This is a genomic window from Methylomonas sp. DH-1 (genome assembly GCF_046097555.1).
GTDB classification, from domain to species: Bacteria; Pseudomonadota; Gammaproteobacteria; order Methylococcales; family Methylomonadaceae; genus Methylomonas; species Methylomonas koyamae.
Map to the genome: position 1 here is coordinate 672,763 of NZ_CP143089.1, position 22,488 is coordinate 695,250.

The following is a 22,488-nucleotide window of genomic DNA, read 5'->3' on the forward strand; positions in this document are numbered from 1 at the left end:
GCGGCTTAAAGTTTGACCAATACTTCCCCGCGCCCGGCTTCAGCCATGTCGCCGCCGAAGCGCCGCACCCGGTTGAAGGCAATAGCTTTGTCGGCGAAGCGGGAGTTTAGCGATTTAAACGACGCGAACAGCATCGGCAGAAATGCCAGCGTATGCGATCCGCAATCGTTGAACGTGGCAGGCAATTGCGGTTGGTTCCACAGCAATAATGTACCGCGCCGCATTGCATAGCCGGCATAACGGCCGACTTGGCCCATCACGGCAATGGTGCCGGCCACCATGCGGGAGCCGCAATAATCGCCGGCATTGCCTTCCACCAGGATCTGGCCGCGGCGCATATGGTCGCCGGCGCGTTGGCCGACGTTGCCTTTGACCAGGATCGTACCGCCTTTCATGCCTTGCTTATTGCCGGGCAGTGCTCCGCCGAGAAAATCTCCGGCATCGCCTTCGATTTGAATCAGGCCGTTCTTCATTTCGCAGCCGGCATACAGGCCGACATCGCCAATGACGTTGATGGTGCCGCCTTTCATCTGCATGCCCAAATACGCGCCGGCTTCGCCCTGTACGCTGATGTTGCCGCTCGCCAGTTCCTTGCCGATCAAATCCAGCTTGCCTGTGCTGCCGACGATGCTGATGTCGTCGGCATTGCTACCGGTAATATGGAACAGTTGATCGACGCGAAGCTTTTGTTTGCCGCATTGCAGTTCGATTCCTGCAATCTGGTCCAGACTCAGGCCGGCCAGTTTTTGGCAGACCAGCGGCGACATGTCGATGCGCTGTGACGGCGGCGTTTCGATCAAAGTAAACGTCAACGAGGTCATGCCATGATCTCCTGCAAGTGAAAGTGGAACGGGCCGAGTTTGCCGCCGTAGTTACCGGCGCTGATGCGCTTGATGCCGTTGGCTGCACCCAGATCGCAGACGGCCTGGATACCTACTCGCATCGCCTTGTCGATGTCTTCTTTGGTTAAACCGTCGATGACGATTTCCATCACCGATTCGATCTCCGGCGACAAATCGGTCCTGGTTATGCCTTTCAAGGTCGGGCAGAAGGCGTCGTTGGTCGAGGCGCTCAAAGCTTTGTATTTGGAACCGACCTTGGAACCGGAACGCACCACGCCGCCGGGGAAGGGCATGATCACGTTGGGGATTTGTTTCATCGCTTCGATTGCCGCTTCGCAGGCCGCCAAAGCTTGCGGTTGCGATTCGGCCAGCACCAGGAAATTGCCGCCGCCGACCGCGTCGACCATGCCGGTGGTGGCTTCGGTCAGGAATTCGCCGTCCATCACCGGCACCCGCCAATAGCGCTTGCCGCCGATTTTCTTGGCGATTTGGAAGCCGTCGCCGAAAAACCGCAGATTTTTGCCCAACGGAATCGGCTTGCCGCCTTCGATGCCGGCGAACAGAGCGGATGTCGGTGAAGTCAAAACGCACTGGCCGGCCCGGGTTTCCAATTGCTTGGCCAAACCTTTGCCGCCCATCGCATAGATCATGATGGAGACGCCAGGCCGTCCGTCCGGGGTTTCGTCTGGGCTCAATACCCGCTCGATGCCGGCCTCGCAGCCGCAGGCAATCACCGAAGTGGCAAAGCCGGTCATCGCCTGGGCGGAAATCATCGCCCATTTCTCGTTCTGGGCGGTGATGATGGCTCGCGTCGCCTTCATCGGAAAGGCTTCGGCGAAGGTTTTGTCTATGGTGACGCCGTTAATAATCATCGTGGTTACTCATAGTTCGGAGTTCTGCATGTCGATTAGCCGTGCCGGTTTAATCGATTGGATTTTGATTGATTTGGTAAATCACGTGTCGGCCCGCATGGTTGTGGGTTTCGGCAACGGCATTTACGTTAAAGCCATATTCCGGAGCGACATGTTTAGGGTCGTGCTCGGCGCCGACGAAATCGGAAAACGGAATGAATATCTGCGCGTTCGGTTCGAGGTAGTCCGGCGCCTCGCTAAAAAACCGGCGTAGTATCTGTTGGCCGCCGTCCGCGTTCAAGCCGAAGGTACCGTTGGAGGGATAGTAATTAAAGTTGAACACAACCATGTCGAAACGCTTGGCCGGTACCGAAGCGAACAAATCGCTGTGAATGAATGCGTCCGGCGACAACTCCGGATTTTGCAAACCGTTGTGGCGGGCACAGGCAACGGCGTCGGGGTTAAAGTCGACGCCGATAACTTCTTCGCAGCCGATTATTTTCAAGATGAACGCGAAATAGCCGCTGCCGCAGCCCATGTCCAATCCCGTCTTGCCGGGTTTTTGTTTCAACATGAAATCGCCGAAAAACGAACTGGTCAAGCCGAAATCCGACGGAAATACGTTTTTGGCTATCGTTAGTTTGATGCCATCTTGTTCAACCGAATAGGGTTGGCGCGCCAGATAGTCGGCTAATTCCGCTTCCCGGTCGGCTATAGTGATGCCAGTTGTAGTCATATTTTGTTTGTATCGGTTTTGAAGTTATTGCTTGCCAAGTATTCGGTGAATTTGCTATTCATTATATTCGACTTTGTGTAATGCCAAGGCATTTTCAAAAGCCGATTGCGAGTTTATTTTTACCGCTAAAAAGTTACTCTGAAAATTCGCGGCGTTTATAATCAACACCGGCCGCTTTTTTATGCGCTGAAAGTCGATCAATGGAAAACCACTTCACGCGGCTGGAACATCGTTCCATACCTCGTCTTCCTCATTATTCCAAGTTTACCAACGCGCTGACGCAAGAACAAAGCAAAATCCATACATATTCATCTAATTACGCTTTGCTAATCGGATCTGCGAGGCTTTGCAGGGTATATTTTATTTATTGAATATTTGCTGATTTTTTTCTGTTACATTTTTCGCACAGCAATTGTACATTTCTTTCAGTATTAGAGCCGCCTTTCGATATCGGGATAATGTGATCATATTCCAGTTTTTCATTAGAGCCGCATTCCACGCATTTTCCACTATCTCTTCGCCAAACCGCTAATTTGACGTTTGATGGAACATATCGATCGGTTTGATTTTCAGTTTGACTTTCTTCTACATTATCTTCAAAAGGAATAAATTCCGGCTCAATAAGTATTTTTAAGGCTTCGATCATGTATTCAATCTCAGATAATATTCTTCCCTTGATATACCAGTGTGTTGAATTGAATCCGACTGTTGCTAATTCTCTTTCGACGTATTTTTCAATATCATCTTGTGAGGCATTCGCATCTTTTAATAATTCGAAAGTTGGTTTTGGATCATGGCCTAATTGTTTTAAGCGCTCAGAATTGAATTTTTTGAGTACGTCTTGGTGGTTATAAATTGCAGAATAAAATGTATGCAATGAGCTATGTACTTCGAGAATGGAGTTAATGCTTTGGCTGAAAAGTAAAATTCCCTTCATTTCTTTGCCATTCTGAATAAGTTCCTTAACTTCCCAGTCTATTGATTTTATGGCTGCTTTATAATCTTCCTGGTATTTATCAATTAATGTTTTGTTATTTGTGTCGGAATATTCCATAAAATCCTCCGTGTTTCTCAAAGCCCAGTATAGTAGGCTATGCTTGCCTTAGTCTGATTTCAGTTTATAGGCGATATTGGTGGTAATCCATCAAGCATGAGCTACGGTTTGGTCATAGTGTTTTTTGTCTTGCAATTTGAAACTTCATAAGTGCATATTTTTAATAGAAACAGTTCAAGGCTTTGGGCGGCGTATGTTTTTAAAAAGCTGTGGGTCAATACAATTTTTCTCAAGTTTTCCTGCTCAAGACTTTGTTCCAATTTTAAGTGTGTGCTTGTGTTATTTGCATTATTGAATTTTATTATTGTATCGTAAAGTTTTTTGTCCTTATCTTTGTTTAGGTCAACAATGCCACCACTATGAGCTATTTTATTTCGTACCTCGGAAAATAATTTTATATTTTGCCAGAGATTCGATTTAAATGGAGTATCTATTCCGGCTACTTTAGTTAGATAGTTTTTTGCTCTTTCAATGCCTTTTCCGGATAAATCATCACATGTTAGGTCAAGGTGTAATTTCTCTTTGGCTGTTCTGCATAAATGGTTTAGCAGGTTGGTGAAAAACCATATTCTGACCACTAATTTAGCTATAAGAAGCCTTTATTTAGTGCTGAATCAATCTTGTAGTACTAAATATAGGTCTGATTGGTTGCAAAAAAGAGTTTTTCACCAACCTGTTAGTGTGTATTCAAAATATGAATAAATAAACAAAAACTCAGAATGCCACTGCATTATCTCAAAGTGATGTATTCCTGAGTATTCATAGTTAAAAACTCCTGCTCCATCGTAGAAAATATGGCTATAAAGGGCTTGCGACTCCTCGCTTTCTAAGTCGCCAAATGCATCTCTTATTGCAGTCTGGGTTAGATATTCTAAGGTTTTTATTTCTTGCGCTATGGATGCTTGATTGAAGTCGAGATGTTGTAAAATAGCTTCGAATTTCAACTGAATATTAACTTTTTCAGACCAGTCTCCGATAGTCTTTTCAGTATCGGCTATGAATGGCGGGGTTATTGGCTTCCAAATGGTATCACCCTCCGCGTTGCTCATATCCCGCTGCTCAATTTCAACAACAAAGCGGTTATCAAGGCTGTTTGCAAAAGTCCTGCACCCACTATCCAGCGAATCAAATCGGATTTGGTTTCGGCGATTTTCAATTCGAGCCTTAATTCGGTTTCTTTCAAATCCTGTTTGCTGGCTAACTCACGTTGGTGAATTTGTTCCAGCGTTGCGTTGACAATTTCCTGGGACAACTCGGCCAATCGTTCCGCTTGCTCGTCGGTAAAGCCAACTTCATGCAGGCGTTTTACAAATGCATGTGTATCGAACGCCAGCGTAGTCATTACGCCACACCCCGCAACGGATGCGCCGTCAAGCTGCCGCGCCCGTCCTCAGAAATTTCGTCGTCGCTGATTTTAAAGTTGCCGAGTTTCATGGTCAGGTATTTATCGAAATACGGTTTCAGCTCGCTTTCTATCGACAAATCGTATTCCGGTTTGACGATGTGGGTGGTGCCCCAGGTGACCTTGACGACTTGACCGTCCTTGACCACCAGCTCGCCGTCCTTGAACACGTAATCCGGCTTGGTAAACATCGCCTGTCTGTCGGCATTTTCGGTATAGACCGTGATGTCGGCGAAGTTGCCGGCACTCAAGGCGCCGCGGTCTTTGAGGCCGATGATGCGAGCCGCGCCGGCGCGGGTCATGATGGCGATTTCGTTCAGCGTGTATTCGCGCTCGATAGATGCCAGCGTGGTCATTTTTTGTGCTTCCGGATGGATGGTCGCCAGCATGTCGTTACGGAAGCTGCGGTCCATCAGCAGACGGATCAAGTGCGGATAGCTGGTGAACGGCGCGCCGTTGGGGTGATCGGTGGTCAGGAATATCCGCCACGGGTCTTCGACCAGCAGGAAGATTTCCAATCCGATCGCCCATTGCAAGGCGTTGACGAAGTTCTGATCCTTGTACTTGAACGGCACCACGCCGCAGCCAGCATCGCATTCGATGTCCATGCATACCCATTTATTCGGGCTGGCGAAGCGGTGGTTGGCGTGCTGGCGCATGTTGTCGCCGGAGGCAGTGACGGTTTGGCCGAACAAAATCTGACCGACGTCGGCGCTGATATTTTTGTTGTTGTTGATCGCTTCGGCGATTTGCGCGGCGCCGGAGGAGAATTTGAAGTCGCCCTCGGTACCGTAGCTGTGGAACTGGATGTGGGTCAAATGCATCGGTAAGCCTTCCACGCCTTGAATGGTGTTCAAGGTGGTGTCGACGTTGCCTGGCACGCCCAGGTTACAGCCATGCACGTGCAACGGGTGGGTAATACCTAGTTCTTTGACCGCGCGAGCCAGGGTTTGCAGGATTTGCCTTGGCGTGACGTCGTAATGGCTGTTCTTCTCGTCCAGATCCAGTTGGCGCTGGTTGAATTTGAAGGCGTTGATGCCGCCGGCGTTGACCACTTTAATGCCGATACCTTTGGCAGCGTTCAGCGTCCAGGCCACGTAATCGTTGATGGCCTTTTGATCTTTTTTCGCGGTAAGCATGCGCAGCAAAAAGTCGTCGCTGCCCAGCATCACATAGCCGCCTTTATCCACAATCGGCGTATCACCCATTTCCATATGCGCTTGGCGGGCGTTGACCGGCAGCACTGCAGGTTCGAAGCAGGCCGTGTAGCCCATTTCCGCGTAGCGATAGCCCGCGACATAGGTGCTGGGCATCGCGTGACCGTTACCGGAACGAGTAATCGACGTGCGGTGCACCGGGTCCTGGCGGTGGTCTTCCGGCAGCAGGGTTCGGGCGATGTTGCCCTTGCCGCCGCCGATGTGGGTGTGCATGTCGATGGCGCCGGACATGACTACTTTGCCGCGCAAATCGTATTCTTGGTCGACCGGACGGCCGTCTTTCGGCGCGTCGACGATGCGGCCGTCTTGTACATAAATGTCCTGCTGCTGGCCGTCGATGCCGCTGGCCGGGTCGTAAACGGTGCCGCCTGTGAGTTTTATCAGCATGTCGGTATCCTAAAGGGCTTGTTCAATGGCGTGCAGCACGTCGGCGGTGCTGGGCAGGCCGGAATCTCGGAGTTTTTTCAGGCGGATCGCCACTACGTTGTCCAGACGGTAAGCGTGGCCGGCATGGTCGATGCCGGGCGTGCCGACCGGGATGAACACGTCGGGTTCTTTATCGAACACAATGCCGGAGCGGCCAACCACGATGGTGGGTAACTCGGTTATAGGCGGCTTGGCGCTGGTGTTGAAAGCGTTAACCCAAACCAAGGCATCGGCTTCGCCGCTGGCGAGCATGGCCTGGCTGTCGTACAGAAACGGATCGTATTCCGGGTAGCCGCGGGCGAAATTGACCCGCGCCGGATAGCCGGTGGTCCAACCGCACACCTGGTTGGCGGTCTGGTCGCCTTCCTTGCCGCCGAGCGGGAAACCGGAGCAGCGCGTGCCTTGCAAATTGATGTCCTTGACGATGTTGCAAATGGCTTGCACGGTCAGTTCGGCGTGGTCGTAGGCCAGAGTGCCGGCTCCCCAAAGCACGACGCCGTATTTAGCGCCGCGCAATTTATCGGCGACGGTTTGCAAGTCGGCGACGGCGATGCCGGCTACGCTTTGCGCCTGTATCGGTTGTTTTTTGACCAGCGCCGACAATACCGCGACGACATCGGGCAGATCCGCATCGGCGCAAGCCAGTACTTGGGCCTTCTGCCCGGATGGTGAGGTGGAGGCGTCGCCGCAGGGCGTTTTGCCCAAGTAAATCACCTCGCGGGCGGACGTGTCCGGCAGATACATCGCGTCTTCGGTCCACAGATAGCGTTCGAAAAAACGCGGCGCGAAACCCTCCGGCACGGTGCCGACGATGAGCAGCAAGTCGCAACGGTTTTTGATTTCCGCCAAGGTGGTGTTCATCCAGCCGCTATCCTGTAAGGCCAACAGGTTGCGGCGGGCAATGTTGAAATTGCCGGTATCGGCCACGGCGCCGGTTTTATCGGCCAGAGCCAATAGCGCGCGCATGCCGTTGACGTCGGTCGCGCAGCCGCCGATGGCCGGTTGCTTGGTGTCGCGCAGCAATTCGGCGGCTTTCGCTGCCGCTGTCGCCAAATCGACCGCTTGGCCCTGCACGCGTGGGGATAGGTCGCCGATCGGCTGTTCGAAAGCCGGCGTGTTGACCGCGCAACCGTTGGCGGTCACTTTCAAATTTACGCCTTCCACCCGGATCGTCAGGTCGTCGGTACCGATACCGCAGAACGGGCTGGGTACCTCGGTGATTTCAGTCATCGTGCTGTCCTCAGTCTTTTTTAATGTATTTGAAACGCGGATCGTCCGGCGTGCCTTCGAAGATGCCGTTGGACTCGGTCGCCGCATCCCACTGCACGACGTCCTCGATTTTCTTGGCCAACGCAAAATCTTTGTCGGTCACGCCTTTGGCGGCGTGAGTGACCAGTTTAACGATCACGAAGGCATAGGAAACCGTCAGGTCCGGGTGGTGCCAGGCTTTTTCCGCCAAATGGCCTACCGTGTTGACGACCATCAACGTGGCTTTCCAACCGCTGGTCTTATATTTGCGGCGAATCCAGCCGTTTTCGTAGTACCAATGCGGTAATTCGCGGCTTAAACGTTCGGCAATTTCGGCTTCGCTGTAAACCTTGGGCGTATCGTGCGGCATCGTCTATCCCCGGGCTAAAGTCAATGCGGCATTCTATCGCACAGTTTGGTCCGGTGTCTTTATGCTGCGGGGCGGCTCAGTCGTTTTAACCAATTTTCCAGCCGCCGCCGAGTCGGATCGCTCATTCGACCGCAAACCGCTTGCCGCCAATCGGGCAAATTGCCCAATTTCCACAGGAGGCAACGGTTGCCGATAATTTTCCGGATAAGTGTCACAGTTTGGCGCCCGCCCGGTACAGATTTTTCCGCGCCGGCCGCTTAACCGGATGAGCGTTGCCGATATCGCTTTCATGCAGACTTCCGCCGTCGATGCGGCCGGTCAGGCGAGGCCGGCAAACGTGGGGCATTGAAAATCCGAGGTTTCGTCTCCAATTCGGCACTGAACTCAACGCCGATAACCGGAGTTCGAAGCCCAAAAACTAACTCAAACGGGGGATAAAAATATGTCTACGATGTCTTTGGAAGCATTATTACGAACCGTGTCCGAGCAGGAAGCCCAGATCGTTGAATTGAAACGCCAAGTCATGTGGCTGCAATCCTTGCTGGAGAACCAGCGCCGGCTGCATTTGGCGCAAGAATTGGTCCAGATGGTTTGCCAGTATCCGGACAAACTGGACCGGCCGATGGTGGTTTCGACCGAGATACATTGATTCGGCCTACGCTTGGCGTGAGCGATTTGGTGCGCTTACGCCGGTCCGGGTCTAGCCTTTGGACAGCCACTCGTTGCGCATCTCTTCGACTCGCCGCATCATCTCGTCGAGCGCTTTAACGGATTCCTGATGCAGCGGGTGGGCGCGGTTATGCACCGGATGCTTGGTGTCGTTGAGCAATTCTTCAATGAACCGCTCGTATTCCATCAGTTCGGTGGGTATGGAGTCTGGCTTTTCTTTCATCAGAATAACAAGTTGAATGAAGTGATAAGAACATAAAAAAGCCCACGATAAAGTGGGCTCCGTCCGGTGTTTTTATGTTTTTTGATGGACGCCTACCCGATGTGGCGGTAGGTTAAAGTGTTGCGCTATTTTTCTTGTTATACCGCCGAAGCGGTCGCTTACCTCCTCCCCCTTTTTAAAGATGCGCCGTTGCAAGGCGCATTGACCTGAGTCAAGGTGGGCGCATTCTATTGAAGAAAAATGCGCTTGTCCAGAAAAAACGCGACAATTTGTCGCATAATGAATTTATGGGTTTTACCCGGCGTGCGAATAGCGGCTCGCTGCTACGCTAGTGCTTGATTTAACTGAACTTGCCGCAAAACTGTTGTGCGGTATAAATTGGCCGGAAATTTCTCCGCAACCGGCCGTTGGAGCTTACCCGATGGATACCATTCACCACATTGCCATTCAAGTCGACGATATTCAGCAAAGCGTGGACTGGTACAAAAGCCGCTACCAACTGAAGGTGGCATACCAGGACGAAACCTGGGCCTTGCTGCAATTCGCCAACGTGGCGCTGGCGTTGGTGCTGCCCAACCAACACCCGCCGCATTTCGCGATTGTATCCGAGCATGCCGAGGACTACGGCCCGTTGCAAACCCATCGCGACGGCACCGCGTCGGTCTATATCCAGGACCCGGCCGGCAATCAGATCGAGATGATCCGTCTGGCCAAATAACGCCGGTAGTCATACCCGACCGGCTTCTTGCAGCATCGCATAGGCGGCATTGATTCTTCGGGTTTCTTCTTCCGCGACCTGCCTGATTTTCGCGCCCAGATTTTCTACCTTGTCCGGGTGGTATTCCGAAATTTTCTTTTTGTAAGCGGTGCGAATGTCCATTGGAATCGCATCGGCCTTGACATCCAGAACGGTAAAGCATTCGTCCAAGGTTTTGATCGCGGTATCGTCTTCCGGCAGCTTGATTTCGGTGATATAGACGTTGCTGTGCGCGTCCACGTCCAATTTGAATTGCGCCGCACATTTGCGGCATTGGGCCTTATTGCTTTTGAGCGGGAGCGTGAATTTGATTTGCTGGGCGCAAGCCGGGCAGGAGATGACCCGGTCGTTGGGATTGGGCTTGGTTACCGCGGGCTTCGGCAATTTCCGCCGCTTTTGTCTGGCGCGGTGCCTGATCAGCAAATAGCTAAAGGCCAGTGCGGCGACGAATGCCGCTATGGCGAAAATAATCGGATTCATTGGCGGGTGGTCTGCGAGGCTTTGAGCGCGGGTTGCCGGTGTCGAAAAGTGTAGACGATACCGGCGCAACCGGCTGCCGCCGCGGCTCGGCTGCAATGCGAAACAGTGCCCGCGCCGCCGCTTGCAGAAAGTTTGGCAGCGCGATTAGACCTCAGCCCACATCCGCAGCAGGTTATGGTAGCAGCCGGTTAGATTGACCACCGGCTCGCTGTCGCCGCCAGTATTGCGCAATTGCAGGACGGCCATGTCCATTTCGAACAACAGCCGGCGGCGCTCGGTTTCGCGAACCATGCTTTCCAACCAAAAAAATGACGCCACTCTGGCGCCGCGGGTTACCGGTTCCACCCGATGCAGGCTGGAACCGGGGTACAGCACCATGTCGCCGGCTGCGAGTTTGACGGCGTGCTGGCCGTAGGTATCTTCGATCACCAGTTCGCCGCCGTCGTAACTGTCCGGATCGGCCAGAAAAATCGTCGCCGACAGGTCGGTGCGCACCCGCTGGCCGGTCACCGGACAATGGCGGACCGCATTGTCGATGTGGTTGCCGAAGGTGTTGTGTTCGCCCTCGTAACGGTTGAACAAAGGCGGGAAAATGCGTTTGGGCAAGGCTGCCGAGAGGAACAGCGCGTTTCGGTTCAAAGCCGCCAGTAACACGGCACGAGCGGCCGCACTCTGTTCCGATTGTTCCGGCAATTGCCAATTGTTTTTGACTTGCGCCGACTGGCTGCCGGCCGTGATGCGGCCATCGGCCCAGGCAGCGTCGGCCAGAATGGTGCGGACTTGGTTAAGTTCGTCCGCGTTCAACACCTCGGGAATTTCGATCAGCATGGTTCAAGCCCCAATCGCATCGAAAGCAAAATAAAGCATCAGGCTCAACGAACCCAAACCCAAGCCGGCCGCGGCCAGCCGGTTGCCGTGCAGCCGGGTCCACAGCAAAGTGCCGGTCAAACTTAATAAGATCAAGCCGCCAGCCAGCGTATCGACCAACAACACCCAACCCATGCCCATGCCGACGCCCTTGTGCAGATTGTTCAAGGTTTGCAACAGGTTGGCATCGCTTTGTTTGACCGTGACGAAGGCGTTGCCTTCCCAATATTCGGCCGACAACAGGTGTTGCGGGTTGCGCAAATTGATTTGCCACGACGCCGGCTGTTGTACCGGCTGGTTATTCCAGGTCACGGTCTTGCCCGGCTCTTTACGCGCCCTGGCGTGGCTGGTATCGACGTTGAGGGTTTGGCCCAGCCAGGCCGCCAACGCTTTCGGGTCGGCCGGTTTCGGATCGGGCAGGGCCATCTGGATTTCCTTGGGTTCCATGCGGCCAATCGGTATTTTCAAGATGTCGCGATGATTCATCAAAATCCCGGTAAAGCCGAACAACAGGCCCAGTGTCGCCCCCCACAGTCCGAACCAGGCATGGGTGCGGCGCAGCCATTTTAAAAATGCGCCGCGCGACAGGCTTCTCGGCAAAAAAAGATAGCCGCCGTTGGTTTTCTGCGGCGGGCGGTTGGCTGGCTTAGACAAAATTTCGGCGCTGCTATTCATGGCGATTTACCCAATAAAGCGGAATCAGGTTACCGGAAACGCCGGCTTCGGCGTTTCCCGGCAAGGTTAGTATTTGAAACTGACGGTCAATTGGCCGGACACCGGGCTACCCGGCAGAGCCGAGTTTTGCTGGCCCGACTCGTAATACACCGTATCGGTCAGGTTGAACACGTTCAGTTGCACATCGTAATGCTTCTGGTGGTAAGCCACCACTGCGTCCAACCGGGCATAGCCGGGCAGCATGGCTTCGTTGACGTTGTCGGCGTAACGGTGGCTGGCGTAAAACACGCCGCCGCCGATTTCCCAATTGTCGGTTAAATGGTAAGTGGTCCAGGCCACGCCGCTATCCTCCGGCACGTTGACCGGCGTCATGCCCAGAAAGGATTTGACCGCACCGCTGACCGAGCCGGTAGCCGTTGACGTTGATTTGGTAATTTCGGCATCGAGGTGGGCATAGGTGATCGATGCATCCCAGTTCGGCATGATTTCTCCGGCCAAGCCCAGCTCGAAGCCGTCGGTGCGTTGCTCTCCGGCCAAAATTTGCAAATTTGGGTCCAGCGGCGACGTGGTGCGGGCGTTGGTTTTTTCCAGGCGGAATATCGCGGCGGTGGCCGACAGTTTGCCGTCGAACAAATCCCATTTCGCACCGATCTCGTAATTGTGGTTTTGCTCGGGCGGCAGGTTGGCGTTGTTGGCCGACAAACTCAGGCTTTCCGCCGACGGATTGAAGGATTTGCCGTAGCTGAAGTAGTAAGACTGCTCCTTGCTGGGTTGCCAGATAATGCCGCCGCGCGGGCTCCATTGCGAGACGCTGGAATCGAAATTGCCGGTGCTGATCCGGTCGATTTGCTGGGCTTCGAATACGTCGTAACGGGTACCGCCGAGGATTTTCCATTCCGGCGTGATTTCGAATTGGTCCATCAAATAGCCGGCGTAGGTTTGGGCGCGGGTCAAGCGGTTGGTGGCCAAAACGCCGCTGAAGTCGTAAGCCAGGCCGCTGGTGCTGGCCGTGATACGCGGATCGAACACCGAGACTCGGCTTATGCCGGTCGAGTTTTTGGATTTGAAGTCGTACTCTTCCCAACCGAATTCGCTGCCGAACATCAACGTGTTGGCATGGCCGAACAACGGTTTCTTGTACACGAAGTCGGTTTGGTTATAGACGTTTTCCTGCGTGTTCAGCCGCAAGGCCTGGCTGCGGTTGATGGTGCCGGCATTGACGCCGGAAAGCGCCGCGGCTCCCGAATAGAGATGAGTCAGGTATTTACGCTCGTAGTCGCCGTAACGCACAGTGTTTTTCACCGAAAAATCCTGGTTGAAGCGGTGGGTCAGGGCGACGGTGGCGACGTTGACGTCAGTGTCCATCATCCGGTTGTCGTAATAACCGTAGAAGGTATTGATCGGCACGTCGGCCGGCCGGCCGTTATACATCGGTACGCCGTAGTCGAAGACGCCGTCTTCCTGTTGGTGCAACAGATTCAAAGTCAGGTCGGTGTCGGCGCTGATGTCCCATTTGAACGACGGCGCGATGCCCCAGCGGTTGGTGTAGTTGTAGTCGCGGAACGAATCGGCATCCTGGTACAGCACATTCAAACGTGCGCCAAAATCCTGGTATTTGGTTTCGGCGTCGATGGTGGTGCGTTTGAAGTCGTACAGACCGTAGGTAAAGTTACCGGTGACGCCGGTTTTGCCGGTGGGCTTTTTGAACACCTGGTTGATTACGCCGCCGGTGGCGCCGCGGCCGAACAGAATCGACGATGCGCCCTTCAGCACTTCGGCGCGCTCTATGAAAAACGTATCGCGGGCATACTGGCCGTTGTCCTTGACCCCGTCCAGATATTGGTCGGAGTTGGCGGAAAAACCACGCAGCGTGATCGAGTCGCCGGTACGGCCGCCTTCGCCGGCGGCGATGGTCAGGCCGCTGACGTTGCGCAAAGCGTCGCGCAAGTTGAAGGCGTTTTGCGATTCGATCAATTCTTCCTTGACCACGCTGATCGATTGCGGAATGTCGCGAATCGCCATTTCGGTTTTACTGCCGGTGGTCGAGGTGTCGGCCTTGAACCGGTTGACCGGTTTGTCGCGGTTGGCTTTGACCTTAACGTCGTCCAGCACCACTTCTTGGTCGGGATCGGCGGCTTGCTCGGCCGGCGGCGCGGCTAAAGCCATGCCGCTCAAGGCTGCGCCAAGCGGCAATAAGGCGCCCAGCCGCCACTTGGCGTTGCCGGATTTAGTACGGAGTTGTTTGGTGTCGGACATACGTTCCCCTAAGTTGGCTTGATTCGATTGGCTGCCTGGCGAGGAACGCTGGGTGGCTATTTCAGTGTTGCGATTCTTGTCTCCGGCGCGGTTGACGGCGGAAGATCGGACTATTGAGAACTTGGATAAAAACAGCGTTGCTGGAATCGTTCTCAAATAATAACGATTCTCATTTTATGTGTTTCGTTTTGATTGTCAACCGTTGCTCAAGCGCAACAAGTTGCAAGCGACGCCGTTTTTGGTGGCCTAATCCACAGGCCACAGAGCCGGCGTGGAAGGTGCTATTTCTACTCGAAATTCCGGCTAGCTTGGGTTTGGTGCGGCCAAGCTTGATCAATTCCTCGGACTGATCCGGCATTGTTGTGCGCGACGAAAAAAATAATTTCATCGCAACAAGGGAAAAAGCTTTACTGCGCAAATGAGAATAATTATCATTTGTTTCAAATTCACTGCCTGTCAGTACCCGTGAAACGACTATTTTCATTTTTAGACAAAGCGGATTGTGTCAATCTGGCGATTGCACCGGATGTGTTGGCGGCGTTGGTCGAAAAAGGCCAACTGCACGCCACCGATTTTCGTTGCCTGGATCTGGGTTCCAAGCAAATCGTTTGGAAGATGTTTTTAGGATTAGCCGCGGCCAAACTAGGCGGCCGGCAGCGCCTGACGGAACTTTCACTTAACTTGAGGAACCAGCGATGAGCAAGAAACCCTGCAACCACGAATACCTGGCGGCGACCGAATTCGGCAAGGCGCAAATCTGCCGCGAATGCGGCGTCGTCCATCTGCACGTCCAGAATTTGACGATGCGCTTCGAAGTGGCCGACTTCCTTGGCTTGGCCGATACGCTGGCCGATGCGGCAATCCAGGCCAGAGCCGGCGGCGACAAGGAAAAAGCCAAACGCTCCGGCTTTACCATGATCAAGCCCAGCCAGCGTTTGAACTAGGCGTGCGGCCATGCGCTACCATCCGCAGGCGCTTGTCATCGCCATTCTGTCGGCAACGATAGGATTCAGCTTCGTGGTTAACGTCCTGTTTCCGCAGACCAGTGCGGAGATTTTCGCCGCGTTGACCGGCGACGCCGCGCCCATCGTCTGGCTGGCCTTGCTGCTGGCGCTGATGGCATTGGCGTTTTTCGTCAAAGCCAACAAACCCATCATTGACAAGGTATTGAGCGGCCGGGCAACGCCGTCCGAAGTCTGGCGCTCGTTTGCCAAACCCGGCGCCCGCCAATCCCGCAAGCGCGATTAAGTAGCCGTTATTGGTTGGGCTCACCCTGGGCTTTAACTTCTACGGTCGGCAGGGTCGTGACGCTATCGGTTTTGGCGGCGTATGCGCCGGGTTGGCTGTGTAACAAGAGGAGCTTCGCGGCAACCGCCGGCGCGACACCGGGCGCTTTGGTCAATGTCATGGCTCGCTTCATCTACGGTAAATTTAATAGGTTAGGCTGCCTGGCACTGGGTTGGGTGGCGGTGGGTTGTTGTCACATCGTTTATTTATGGCTGGATGCTAACCGCGCCTGGTTTTCTGCATTCTGGTCGTAGCGTGCGGTGAGGTAACGAACCGCACGGAGGAAAGTACGTCGTTTCCCGAATGGTGCGGTTCGCAAACCTACCGTCAGCGTATAGAGGTAGGGTGGGCAAAATTGCCCACCATTCAAATCCGCGTGGGCACAAAAGCCGTGCCCACCCTACGGGACTTCGATGGGAGTATGCGGTGATTTGCGATGCCTAACGTAGAGCTAAGCCGACCGTTGGAGCGTGGCGGAAGCGGGTCGGCTTGAGCGCCATGTTATGCAAAATACTCAATTTTGCGTTTTTTACTGAGCTTTCTGACCTCTTCATAGTCTGCTACTTCGCTATAGTATGTAAAGTGATCTAGCTGCCTTTGCTCAGAAAATATCAACTTTTCATACGGCTGGTTTTTCTTCTCTGTAAAGTGGCAGTAAATATGTGGATGCCCACCATACTTGTCTCCCTCCCAATTTGTTGCTTCGATGTTTTCGTATGGTATAAGCCCAATTAGAATTACCTTTATATCGCCTTCTTCTTTGTTCTTGCGATTGACAAATCTGTATTTGCCGGTTTGCTCATCAACTTTCAGAGACCCCCAACTTAGGCCAGCTTGTATACCTTTATGGTATGTACCCATTAAACCGACCTTGAACCAAGACGAAATGCCTTTTTCTTTGTCATTGACGTCTGGATAATTATCAATACGTTTCATGTCTCTAATGATTACATCCATTCTTAGTTTATCTCTCTGCCTTATGGCGATAACCTCTTCAAATTCCTTTTTCCATTTTTGCCTTAATTGAACTCTCTCAGACGAAGACAGTGAGCGCCTCTTACCACGAGCGAAATTGAATATATCTTTTAATATTCGATACGCTGTGCCTATGAAACCATATTCAATCATACGAGCATCTGTTCTCTATTTGCATAACTAGTAATTAAACAGTTTCCGTATATCGCCAAGCTAATACTCATTTTTTTCAATATTTTCAATAACTGATGGGTCAGCATGTAATTTTCCTGTCGATATACCATTCGGAAATCAAAACCAACGACAGGTAACGGAGCAATCTGCGTCTTTGAATCACTGGAACCACCGATTGCAACAGGGCTAGTGTCCGCTGCCAGTTTATTCGATTTTACTCTCAACAATGCCATCGCCAAGCAGGAAAAACTGTGGCATTGAATCGTAAGGTGCCGCCCTCCCTGGCGGCTTTTGTTAACGCATTCCTCCGAACACGCTAAATCGGTCAACAATCCAGGGCGGCCGATTGCCTGCCGCATTACCGCAGACCTCGTTATCCCGCCAAGCCCGGCGCCATTTGCCGCCGCGGAATCACCAACGGCGCCGCCGGGATTTGCGGATGACTACCGATACTCACCGGGTAAGCGAATACTTGCCGGATCAGCTCGCTGTTCAGGGTTTGCGCCGGCGTGCCGATGGCGGCCAGCCGGCCGTGGTGCAGTAGGGCGATGCGGTCGGCGTACAGCGCGGCCAGGTTAAGATCGTGCAACACCGCCAGGACCCCGGCCTGTTGTTCGTCGGCGAAGCGGCGGGCGATGGCCAACACCGCGTGCTGGTGGGCCAGGTCCAGCGCCGAGGTGGGTTCGTCCAGCAATAAATAGCGGTGCAGCGGGTCTTGCGGTTCCCAGATTTGCGCCAGCACCCGCGCCAGTTGCACCCGTTGGCGTTCGCCGCCGGACAGCGTGGTGTAGATGCGCTCGGCCAGATGGCCGGTATCGGTCATCGCCAGCGCCTGTTCGGCGATGGCTCGGTTTTGCGCGGCGCTGTGGGTTTTGCGTTGCGGGCTGCGGCCCATCAGCGCCACGTCGCGCACCGTGAAACGAAACGCCAGCCCGGCACTTTGCGGCAACACGCCGCGCAGCAACGCCGCCCGCTGCGGCGGCCATTCCGCCAGCGGCCGGCCGTTCATCAATACTCGGCCGGCGAACGGCGCCAACTCGCCGCTCATGGCCCTCAGCAGGCTGGATTTACCGGCGCCGTTCGGGCCGGCCACGGCCAGCACTTCGCCGGGGCGCAGTTCCAGCGTCACGCCGTCCAGCAAGGTTTTCGCGCCGGCGCGCAGGGTCAGGGCTATGGCTTGCAGCATGTCAGTGGCCCATCAATTTTTGGCGGAACAGTAGCCACAGAAAAAACGGACTGCCGAGCAGGCCGGTGACGATGCCGATTGGGACTTCGGCCGGTGCCGCCAAGCAGCGGGCCAGATAATCGGCGCAGATCAGTAATAAGGCGCCGAGCAGAGCCGACGCGGGCAATAGCCAACGATGGTCCGGCCCCTGCGCCAGCCGCAATAGATGCGGCACCACCAGGCCGACGAAGCCGATCACGCCGGACAAGGCCACCGCCGCGCCGACGCCGAGCGCGACCAAGGCCACCACGCCGGTTTTGATGCGTTCGACCGGAAAGCCCAGGTGGCCGGCTTCGGCCTCGCCGAGCAGTAACGCGTTCAAGGCATCGGCCAGCCACGGTAACAGCAGCAGATTGGCGAGTAAAAACGGCGCGCCGATGGCGACCCCGTCCCAGCCGGCGCCGTTCAGGCTGCCCAGGCTCCAGAAGGTCAAGCTGCGCAACTGGTCGTCGTCGGCCAGATACACCAGCAAGCCGGTGGCCGAGCCGGCCAGCGCGTTGATGGCAATGCCGGACAACAACAGCGAGGCCACGTCCAGGCGGTCGCCGCTGTTGGCCAGCCGGTACACCAGCCAACTGACCCCAAAACCGCCGGCGATGGCCGCGACCGGCAATAAATAGGCGCCGAATACGCCGGCGATTGCGCCGAACAGGCTGTCGCGCAAGACGATGACTGCCACCGCAGCCAGCGCCGCGCCGCTGGAAACGCCGATCAAGGCCGGATCGGCCAGCGGATTGCGGAACAAGCCCTGCATCGCCGCGCCGGATGCAGCCAAGGCGCCGCCGACCAATAAACCCAGCACCAGGCGCGGCGCGCGAATCGCCAGCAACACCGCTTGCTGGTCGGCGCCGAAGGTCCAGGGCAGGGCGATACCGAAGCGGTCGGCGACGATGGCGACGGCCTGGCCGGCCGAGATCGCGACCGCGCCGCTGCCGAGTGCGGCCAAGGCGGCGACGGCCAGCAGCAGTGCCAGCAGCCAGCACAGGCCGGCGCGGCTCAAGGCCGGTTTCAGCCGAAGACGCGGTCCGGCCGTCGCGGTCGCGGCATGGACTGTCATCGGCCGGCACCCGTATCGGCGGCGACCGCCGGCTCGCCGTGCAATTGTTTGGCCAGTTCCAGCATGGCCTGGCCGCTGTGCAAGCCAAAGCCGAGCAAGGCCAGGGTATCGACGATGAAGATTTTACGCTGCCGGCCGGCCGGGGTTTGGGCGATGCCGGGTTGTTGGTAGAACGCCTCCAGGCCGCCGATGGCGTTGGCGGCGACGTCGGTTAACAGAATCACGTCCGGCGCGGCGGCGACCATCGCCTCCGTGCCTATCGGTTTGTTGCCTTGCAGTTCGCCGGCGGCGTTGGCGGCGCCGGCCAGCGTTAACACCGCGTCGGCGGCGGTGCCATGTCCGGACGCCAGCGGCGCGCCGTGGGCGACCGCCATCAAAAACAGCACCTTGGGCTGATCGCCGCGTTGCGCGCGCCACTGCGCCAACCGGTCGAAGTCGGCTTGCACCTGCTTGGCCAGTTCCCGGCCTTGCTCGGGCTTATCCAGCAACGCGGCGACAGCGCCAATTTTGGCGGTGATGCCGGGGGCGGAATAGTCTTCGGGTAACGTTTCGATGCGCACGCCGGCCGCGCGCAATTGCTCCAGCACCGCCGGCGGGCCGGCGTGGGCGCTGGCCAATAGCAGGTCCGGGCGCAGCGACAGCACGCCTTCCGCCGACAAGCTGCGCATATAGCCGACTTGCGGCAGCGCCTTGGCGGCGGCCGGCGTCAGGCTGGTGCTATCGACGCCGACCAGGCGCTCGGCGCCGTCCAGCGCGTAGACGATTTCGGTCAACGCGCCGCCGACCGAGACGATGCGGGCCGGTGCGGCGGCAGATACCGGCGCGGCCGCCAGCCAGGCTAGGGCGGCGAGTGCGCTTCGGCAGGCAAGGCCTAGCGGTATGTTGAGTTTCATAGCCAAATCCCTGCCGTTCACGCCGGCACTTCGGCCGGTTCGCGGGTCTGGTGGCCGACGTCGTTGACGTGGCGGACCTGGCTCAAATCGTCGCCTTCGATGGCAAAGGCCTTGGCGAAGCCTTGCACGAAGCTGCCGCGTTGCGGTTGGATGCGGAACAAATGAAAGTCCTGCATTTTTTGCAACTGGCGGATGAAGGCGCCGAATTTTTCCTCGAACAAAGCCATGATGTAGGCGAACGCTTCGGTATCGCGGTCGATTTCGGCGGCGGCGCAGTGGTAGGTCACGCGTTGGCGGGCGAACAAGTGCGCGGCTTTGTCTTCGTCTTCGACGAACAGCAGACAGACCTTGCCGTTGTCGAGCAGATTGCGAGTGTGGGCCGACAGCTCGCTGACGTAGATGTAATAGTCGCCGTCGTGTTGCAGATAGGCGGCATAGCTGGCTTCCGGTTCGCCGTCGGCGCTGACGGTGGCCAGCAATACCGAAGAGAAGCTTTGCGCCAATGCACTGTAATTTTGGCGGATTTGTTCGAGGTCTATGGTTTTGTCGTTCATGGTCTTGTCCTGTACCCGGAGACGGCCGGGCGGTTAATTAAAAATACGGTTGCCGGGCAGGGCATCGATGAATTCCCGCCACAACAGGCTCTCGCCGTCTGCCGGATCGTAATCGCCGAAAACGGCGGCGACGGTTTGGCCCGGGCGGTCGCGCAACTGCAAGCTGCGCAGCGTGTGCCGGCCGTGGCGGGTGTGGACGATGGCGGCCTCGGCCACGCCTTTTTCGTTAAGGTGCAGATTGAAACCCTGGTCCAGTACGTTAAACCAGGGGGCGGTAATCCGCAGGTTCTGCACCGGACCGGTGTGCAATTGCAGCGCGCCGGCGTTGGCGGTCAGGATTTGCAACGGTAAGGCCATCCGCGCCAGTTGCTGCATCAGTTCCCGGAACTGGTGCCCGGAAACGAAGCCGGCAGCCGCTAGCGGTTTGCCGGTGCAGAGCGGTGCCAGACGCTGCCACAAATCGGGTAGCCCCTGAGCCGCAGCCCAATCGAAACCGGCCGGTTCGGCGTAAGGGATATCGGCGGCCGGCGTTTGGTCGGCGGCGGCAAATGCCTCGGCCAGCCGCCGGAAACGTTCCGCATCCGAGTGCTCGGTCAGGTAGATTTTGTGGACGGCTTCGCCGTCGGCGTCGAAAAATTGCAGGCTCCGGCGCGGACCGATCCGGCTTTGCTCGGTGGTGGCGTAGCCGGAATGCCAGCGGCCGGTCAGCAGGCACAGCTCGATGTTATGGCCGGACACCAGCAGCAGCTCGCCGCACAGGTGCAGACGCTCGTATAAGCCGGTTTTTTCGTGCACGGCAACGTCGTTGCGGGTCAAAGCCATGACCGGTCCGAGCGTGCCGACCGCGTCGATCAACGCCGGCCAGTCGGGACGCAGCCTGATCGCGTTATCGCCGCAGCCGGTCGCCACCAGTTCGGCTTCGCTGACGCCCAGGGCACTCGCCGCGTCGCGCGGCCGCAGGTGCGGGTGGTCGGCTAGCAAGTCGCGCCAGGCCAGTTTCAGGTCGTAGGCGGCGGTTGCGTTTTGGGTGGTGGCCGTATTCAACATCATGTTCAACTCCAGTCAGTCGAGGGCGATGCCCGCCGAACGGGCATCGCGGTGGTGAGGCTTGGCGCCGCCGGCGCCAAGCGCACGCGGCGGCCTAAACCGCCAAGCCTTTTTTGCGGTTTACGCCCAACAGTGCCATCAGCCCGGCGCCGAACATCCAGACGGCGGCCGGCAGCGGTACCCCGGACACCGGAGCGCTGTTCGGGCCGATATCCAGCGCGACTTGGCCCAAGCTCAAGCTGTGCTCGGCGCTGCTGAACGTGAATTGGTAGCTGGCGGCCGCTTCCGGCAAGTCCCAATAGGCCAGATAGTGTTCCAGCGGCACGTTGCCGAACGAGCTGGGGTAGCTGGAATCGTAGAAGGTCTGGCTGGTAAAGGTCGGCGCGATACCGTTCAGCAGGATGCTGGCATAGTCGGCCAGCGTGCCGACGGTCTCGAACTGCAGTACCGCCCGCAGCGGCCCGGAAGCGACGCTGCCGACAATGTTGGCGGCAAACTGTTCGATCACGCTGAAACTGTACAAATTGCCGGAGCCGGCGGCGAAGGTGCCGGAATTCCAGCTCAGATAAGCGTCGCTGGCGCCGGCGCTGCCGACATCGGGTGCCGCGGTGCGGGTTCCCGGATAGCTACTGTCGACGAAGGTGTCCCATTCGGCGTACAAGGTGCCGGTATCGCCGCGGCTCCAGCCGCCCCAGGCCGCTTCGTGCGGCGCGTCGAAGCCTTTGCCGGCCGCGTAAGGGTCGGGGCCGTTGGTCAGGTCGGCGTGGGCAATGCCGGATGCGGCCATCAGGCCGGCGATCAAAGTCAGTCGGTAAGTTTTGTTCATGGTTTTTCCTCTGTTAATGGATTTGGCGCAGCTCTTCGCCGCGAAGACGCTGCGCCGGTTTGGTTTAGCTATCGTTTCCGCCGCTTCGGCACCTCGCCGGCGGTCCGCCTCGGACTATGGCCGCTGCGGTGGCGGATGAATAAATTCATGGCGGTTGGGTCGGGTCGCTTGCGGAGGCCGCCGCCAGCGCGTCGCGCGGCGGTACGTCGACCACGTAGCGGTACTGCTTGCCGCAGTAAATGATCACTTCCTTCTGGCCGCGCTTGAGTAGGCGTATTTCGACGCGCAAGTCGCCGAAGCCGTCGTGGCGCAACAAGTCGTCGAATAGCGCTTCCAGTTGTTTTTTGGGGGCACCGGGCCGGAAATTGCGTTGCATG

The 22,488-nt window shown here is 56.2% G+C and carries 30 protein-coding genes; 4 read left to right on the forward strand and 26 right to left on the reverse strand.

All coding sequences use genetic code 11. From position 1 onward, the window contains the following. Window positions 1–5 precede the first annotated feature (5 nt). The 11 genes from VXJ35_RS03175 to VXJ35_RS03225 all read right to left on the reverse strand — a co-directional run bounded on the left by VXJ35_RS03175 (window position 6) and on the right by VXJ35_RS03225 (window position 8,492). Entirely contained in the window at window positions 6–821 is an 816-nt protein-coding gene (locus VXJ35_RS03175) for a formylmethanofuran dehydrogenase subunit C (RefSeq protein ID WP_064020458.1), read from the reverse strand. Then, window positions 818–1,714, reverse strand: a complete 897-nt coding sequence (gene fhcD / locus VXJ35_RS03180; protein WP_064020459.1) for a formylmethanofuran--tetrahydromethanopterin N-formyltransferase — start codon at window positions 1,712–1,714, stop codon at window positions 818–820. The genes VXJ35_RS03175 and fhcD overlap by 4 nt, the downstream gene beginning before the upstream one ends. Before the next feature lie 49 nt (window positions 1,715–1,763). Beyond that, window positions 1,764–2,429: a methyltransferase gene (locus VXJ35_RS03185; protein ID WP_064020460.1), complete on the reverse strand. Its 666-nt coding sequence runs from the start codon at window positions 2,427–2,429 to the stop codon at window positions 1,764–1,766. Between the two features lie 364 nt (window positions 2,430–2,793). Then, window positions 2,794–3,483, reverse strand: coding sequence for an HNH endonuclease (locus tag VXJ35_RS03190; protein ID WP_064020461.1), 690 nt, complete (start codon window positions 3,481–3,483; stop codon window positions 2,794–2,796). 101 nt (window positions 3,484–3,584) lie between these two features. Next, window positions 3,585–4,061, reverse strand: coding sequence for a hypothetical protein (locus VXJ35_RS03195; protein WP_157198048.1), 477 nt, complete (start codon window positions 4,059–4,061; stop codon window positions 3,585–3,587). Between the two features lie 87 nt (window positions 4,062–4,148). Then, on the reverse strand, window positions 4,149–4,532 hold the full coding sequence (locus tag VXJ35_RS03200; RefSeq protein WP_064020462.1) for a hypothetical protein: 384 nt from the start codon (window positions 4,530–4,532) through the stop codon (window positions 4,149–4,151). After that, complete coding sequence (locus VXJ35_RS03205) at window positions 4,529–4,825, reverse strand: coiled-coil domain-containing protein (protein ID WP_064020463.1); 297 nt, start codon at window positions 4,823–4,825, stop codon at window positions 4,529–4,531. The genes VXJ35_RS03200 and VXJ35_RS03205 overlap by 4 nt, the downstream gene beginning before the upstream one ends. Beyond that, window positions 4,825–6,489, reverse strand: a complete 1,665-nt coding sequence (locus tag VXJ35_RS03210) for a formylmethanofuran dehydrogenase subunit A (RefSeq protein WP_064020464.1) — start codon at window positions 6,487–6,489, stop codon at window positions 4,825–4,827. Before VXJ35_RS03210 ends, VXJ35_RS03205 begins: the two co-directional genes overlap by 1 nt. 9 nt (window positions 6,490–6,498) lie before the next feature. Beyond that, window positions 6,499–7,758 carry a formylmethanofuran dehydrogenase subunit B gene (locus tag VXJ35_RS03215; RefSeq protein ID WP_064020465.1) on the reverse strand — a complete coding sequence of 420 codons (1,260 nt, stop codon included), beginning with the start codon at window positions 7,756–7,758 and terminating at the stop codon, window positions 6,499–6,501. Between the two features lie 10 nt (window positions 7,759–7,768). Further along, entirely contained in the window at window positions 7,769–8,146 is a 378-nt protein-coding gene (locus VXJ35_RS03220; protein ID WP_064020466.1) for a 4a-hydroxytetrahydrobiopterin dehydratase, read from the reverse strand. A 211-nt stretch (window positions 8,147–8,357) separates the two neighbouring features. Next, on the reverse strand, window positions 8,358–8,492 hold the full coding sequence (locus VXJ35_RS03225) for a hypothetical protein (RefSeq protein ID WP_269454703.1): 135 nt from the start codon (window positions 8,490–8,492) through the stop codon (window positions 8,358–8,360). Between the two features lie 96 nt (window positions 8,493–8,588). Here VXJ35_RS03225 and VXJ35_RS03230 point away from each other — a divergent pair, with 96 nt between their 5' ends. Then, window positions 8,589–8,795 carry a hypothetical protein gene (locus tag VXJ35_RS03230; protein ID WP_054761276.1) on the forward strand — a complete coding sequence of 69 codons (207 nt, stop codon included), beginning with the start codon at window positions 8,589–8,591 and terminating at the stop codon, window positions 8,793–8,795. 51 nt (window positions 8,796–8,846) lie between these two features. On the opposite strand, the gene VXJ35_RS03235 is transcribed toward VXJ35_RS03230, so the two are convergent. Continuing rightward, complete coding sequence (locus tag VXJ35_RS03235; RefSeq protein WP_064040978.1) at window positions 8,847–9,038, reverse strand: hypothetical protein; 192 nt, start codon at window positions 9,036–9,038, stop codon at window positions 8,847–8,849. A gap of 421 nt (window positions 9,039–9,459) precedes the next feature. Here VXJ35_RS03235 and VXJ35_RS03240 point away from each other — a divergent pair, with 421 nt between their 5' ends. Beyond that, window positions 9,460–9,756, forward strand: coding sequence for a VOC family protein (locus tag VXJ35_RS03240; RefSeq protein ID WP_054761308.1), 297 nt, complete (start codon window positions 9,460–9,462; stop codon window positions 9,754–9,756). Window positions 9,757–9,765: 9 nt separating this feature from the next. Here the strand turns inward: VXJ35_RS03240 and VXJ35_RS03245 are convergent, their stop codons facing one another. The 5 genes from VXJ35_RS03245 to VXJ35_RS03265 all read right to left on the reverse strand — a co-directional run bounded on the left by VXJ35_RS03245 (window position 9,766) and on the right by VXJ35_RS03265 (window position 14,557). Next, window positions 9,766–10,275 (reverse strand): J domain-containing protein, encoded by a 510-nt coding sequence (locus VXJ35_RS03245; RefSeq protein WP_064020468.1) that lies wholly within the window; start codon window positions 10,273–10,275, stop codon window positions 9,766–9,768. Between the two features lie 144 nt (window positions 10,276–10,419). After that, window positions 10,420–11,103, reverse strand: a complete 684-nt coding sequence (locus VXJ35_RS03250) for a Fe2+-dependent dioxygenase (RefSeq protein ID WP_064020469.1) — start codon at window positions 11,101–11,103, stop codon at window positions 10,420–10,422. A gap of 3 nt (window positions 11,104–11,106) precedes the next feature. Continuing rightward, window positions 11,107–11,817 (reverse strand): PepSY-associated TM helix domain-containing protein, encoded by a 711-nt coding sequence (locus tag VXJ35_RS03255; protein ID WP_064020470.1) that lies wholly within the window; start codon window positions 11,815–11,817, stop codon window positions 11,107–11,109. Window positions 11,818–11,883: 66 nt separating this feature from the next. Next, window positions 11,884–14,073, reverse strand: a complete 2,190-nt coding sequence (locus tag VXJ35_RS03260) for a TonB-dependent siderophore receptor (RefSeq protein WP_064020471.1) — start codon at window positions 14,071–14,073, stop codon at window positions 11,884–11,886. 169 nt (window positions 14,074–14,242) lie between these two features. After that, on the reverse strand, window positions 14,243–14,557 hold the full coding sequence (locus VXJ35_RS03265) for a hypothetical protein (RefSeq protein WP_157198049.1): 315 nt from the start codon (window positions 14,555–14,557) through the stop codon (window positions 14,243–14,245). 211 nt (window positions 14,558–14,768) lie between these two features. Between VXJ35_RS03265 and VXJ35_RS03270 the strand changes: the two genes are divergently transcribed. Next, window positions 14,769–15,017 (forward strand): hypothetical protein, encoded by a 249-nt coding sequence (locus VXJ35_RS03270; protein ID WP_064020472.1) that lies wholly within the window; start codon window positions 14,769–14,771, stop codon window positions 15,015–15,017. 10 nt (window positions 15,018–15,027) lie between these two features. After that, entirely contained in the window at window positions 15,028–15,321 is a 294-nt protein-coding gene (locus VXJ35_RS03275; protein WP_064020473.1) for a hypothetical protein, read from the forward strand. A gap of 7 nt (window positions 15,322–15,328) precedes the next feature. Here the strand turns inward: VXJ35_RS03275 and VXJ35_RS03280 are convergent, their stop codons facing one another. The 9 genes from VXJ35_RS03280 to VXJ35_RS03320 all read right to left on the reverse strand — a co-directional run bounded on the left by VXJ35_RS03280 (window position 15,329) and on the right by VXJ35_RS03320 (window position 22,487). Continuing rightward, window positions 15,329–15,481, reverse strand: a complete 153-nt coding sequence (locus tag VXJ35_RS03280) for a hypothetical protein (RefSeq protein ID WP_157198050.1) — start codon at window positions 15,479–15,481, stop codon at window positions 15,329–15,331. A gap of 380 nt (window positions 15,482–15,861) precedes the next feature. Then, window positions 15,862–16,488, reverse strand: coding sequence for a hypothetical protein (locus VXJ35_RS03285; RefSeq protein WP_064020474.1), 627 nt, complete (start codon window positions 16,486–16,488; stop codon window positions 15,862–15,864). Window positions 16,489–16,882: 394 nt separating this feature from the next. Further along, window positions 16,883–17,695: a heme ABC transporter ATP-binding protein gene (locus tag VXJ35_RS03290; RefSeq protein WP_064020476.1), complete on the reverse strand. Its 813-nt coding sequence runs from the start codon at window positions 17,693–17,695 to the stop codon at window positions 16,883–16,885. Window position 17,696: 1 nt separating this feature from the next. Beyond that, window positions 17,697–18,791 (reverse strand): iron ABC transporter permease, encoded by a 1,095-nt coding sequence (locus VXJ35_RS03295; protein WP_064020477.1) that lies wholly within the window; start codon window positions 18,789–18,791, stop codon window positions 17,697–17,699. Beyond that, on the reverse strand, window positions 18,788–19,684 hold the full coding sequence (locus VXJ35_RS03300) for a hemin ABC transporter substrate-binding protein (RefSeq protein WP_064020478.1): 897 nt from the start codon (window positions 19,682–19,684) through the stop codon (window positions 18,788–18,790). Before VXJ35_RS03300 ends, VXJ35_RS03295 begins: the two co-directional genes overlap by 4 nt. A gap of 17 nt (window positions 19,685–19,701) precedes the next feature. Next, complete coding sequence (locus VXJ35_RS03305; protein ID WP_064020479.1) at window positions 19,702–20,238, reverse strand: HugZ family protein; 537 nt, start codon at window positions 20,236–20,238, stop codon at window positions 19,702–19,704. 33 nt (window positions 20,239–20,271) lie between these two features. After that, window positions 20,272–21,288, reverse strand: a complete 1,017-nt coding sequence (locus VXJ35_RS03310; RefSeq protein WP_064020480.1) for a ChuX/HutX family heme-like substrate-binding protein — start codon at window positions 21,286–21,288, stop codon at window positions 20,272–20,274. Window positions 21,289–21,379: 91 nt separating this feature from the next. Then, complete coding sequence (locus tag VXJ35_RS03315; protein WP_064020481.1) at window positions 21,380–22,111, reverse strand: hypothetical protein; 732 nt, start codon at window positions 22,109–22,111, stop codon at window positions 21,380–21,382. Between the two features lie 145 nt (window positions 22,112–22,256). Beyond that, window positions 22,257–22,487 (reverse strand): hypothetical protein, encoded by a 231-nt coding sequence (locus VXJ35_RS03320; protein ID WP_064020482.1) that lies wholly within the window; start codon window positions 22,485–22,487, stop codon window positions 22,257–22,259. Window position 22,488 lies beyond the last annotated feature (1 nt).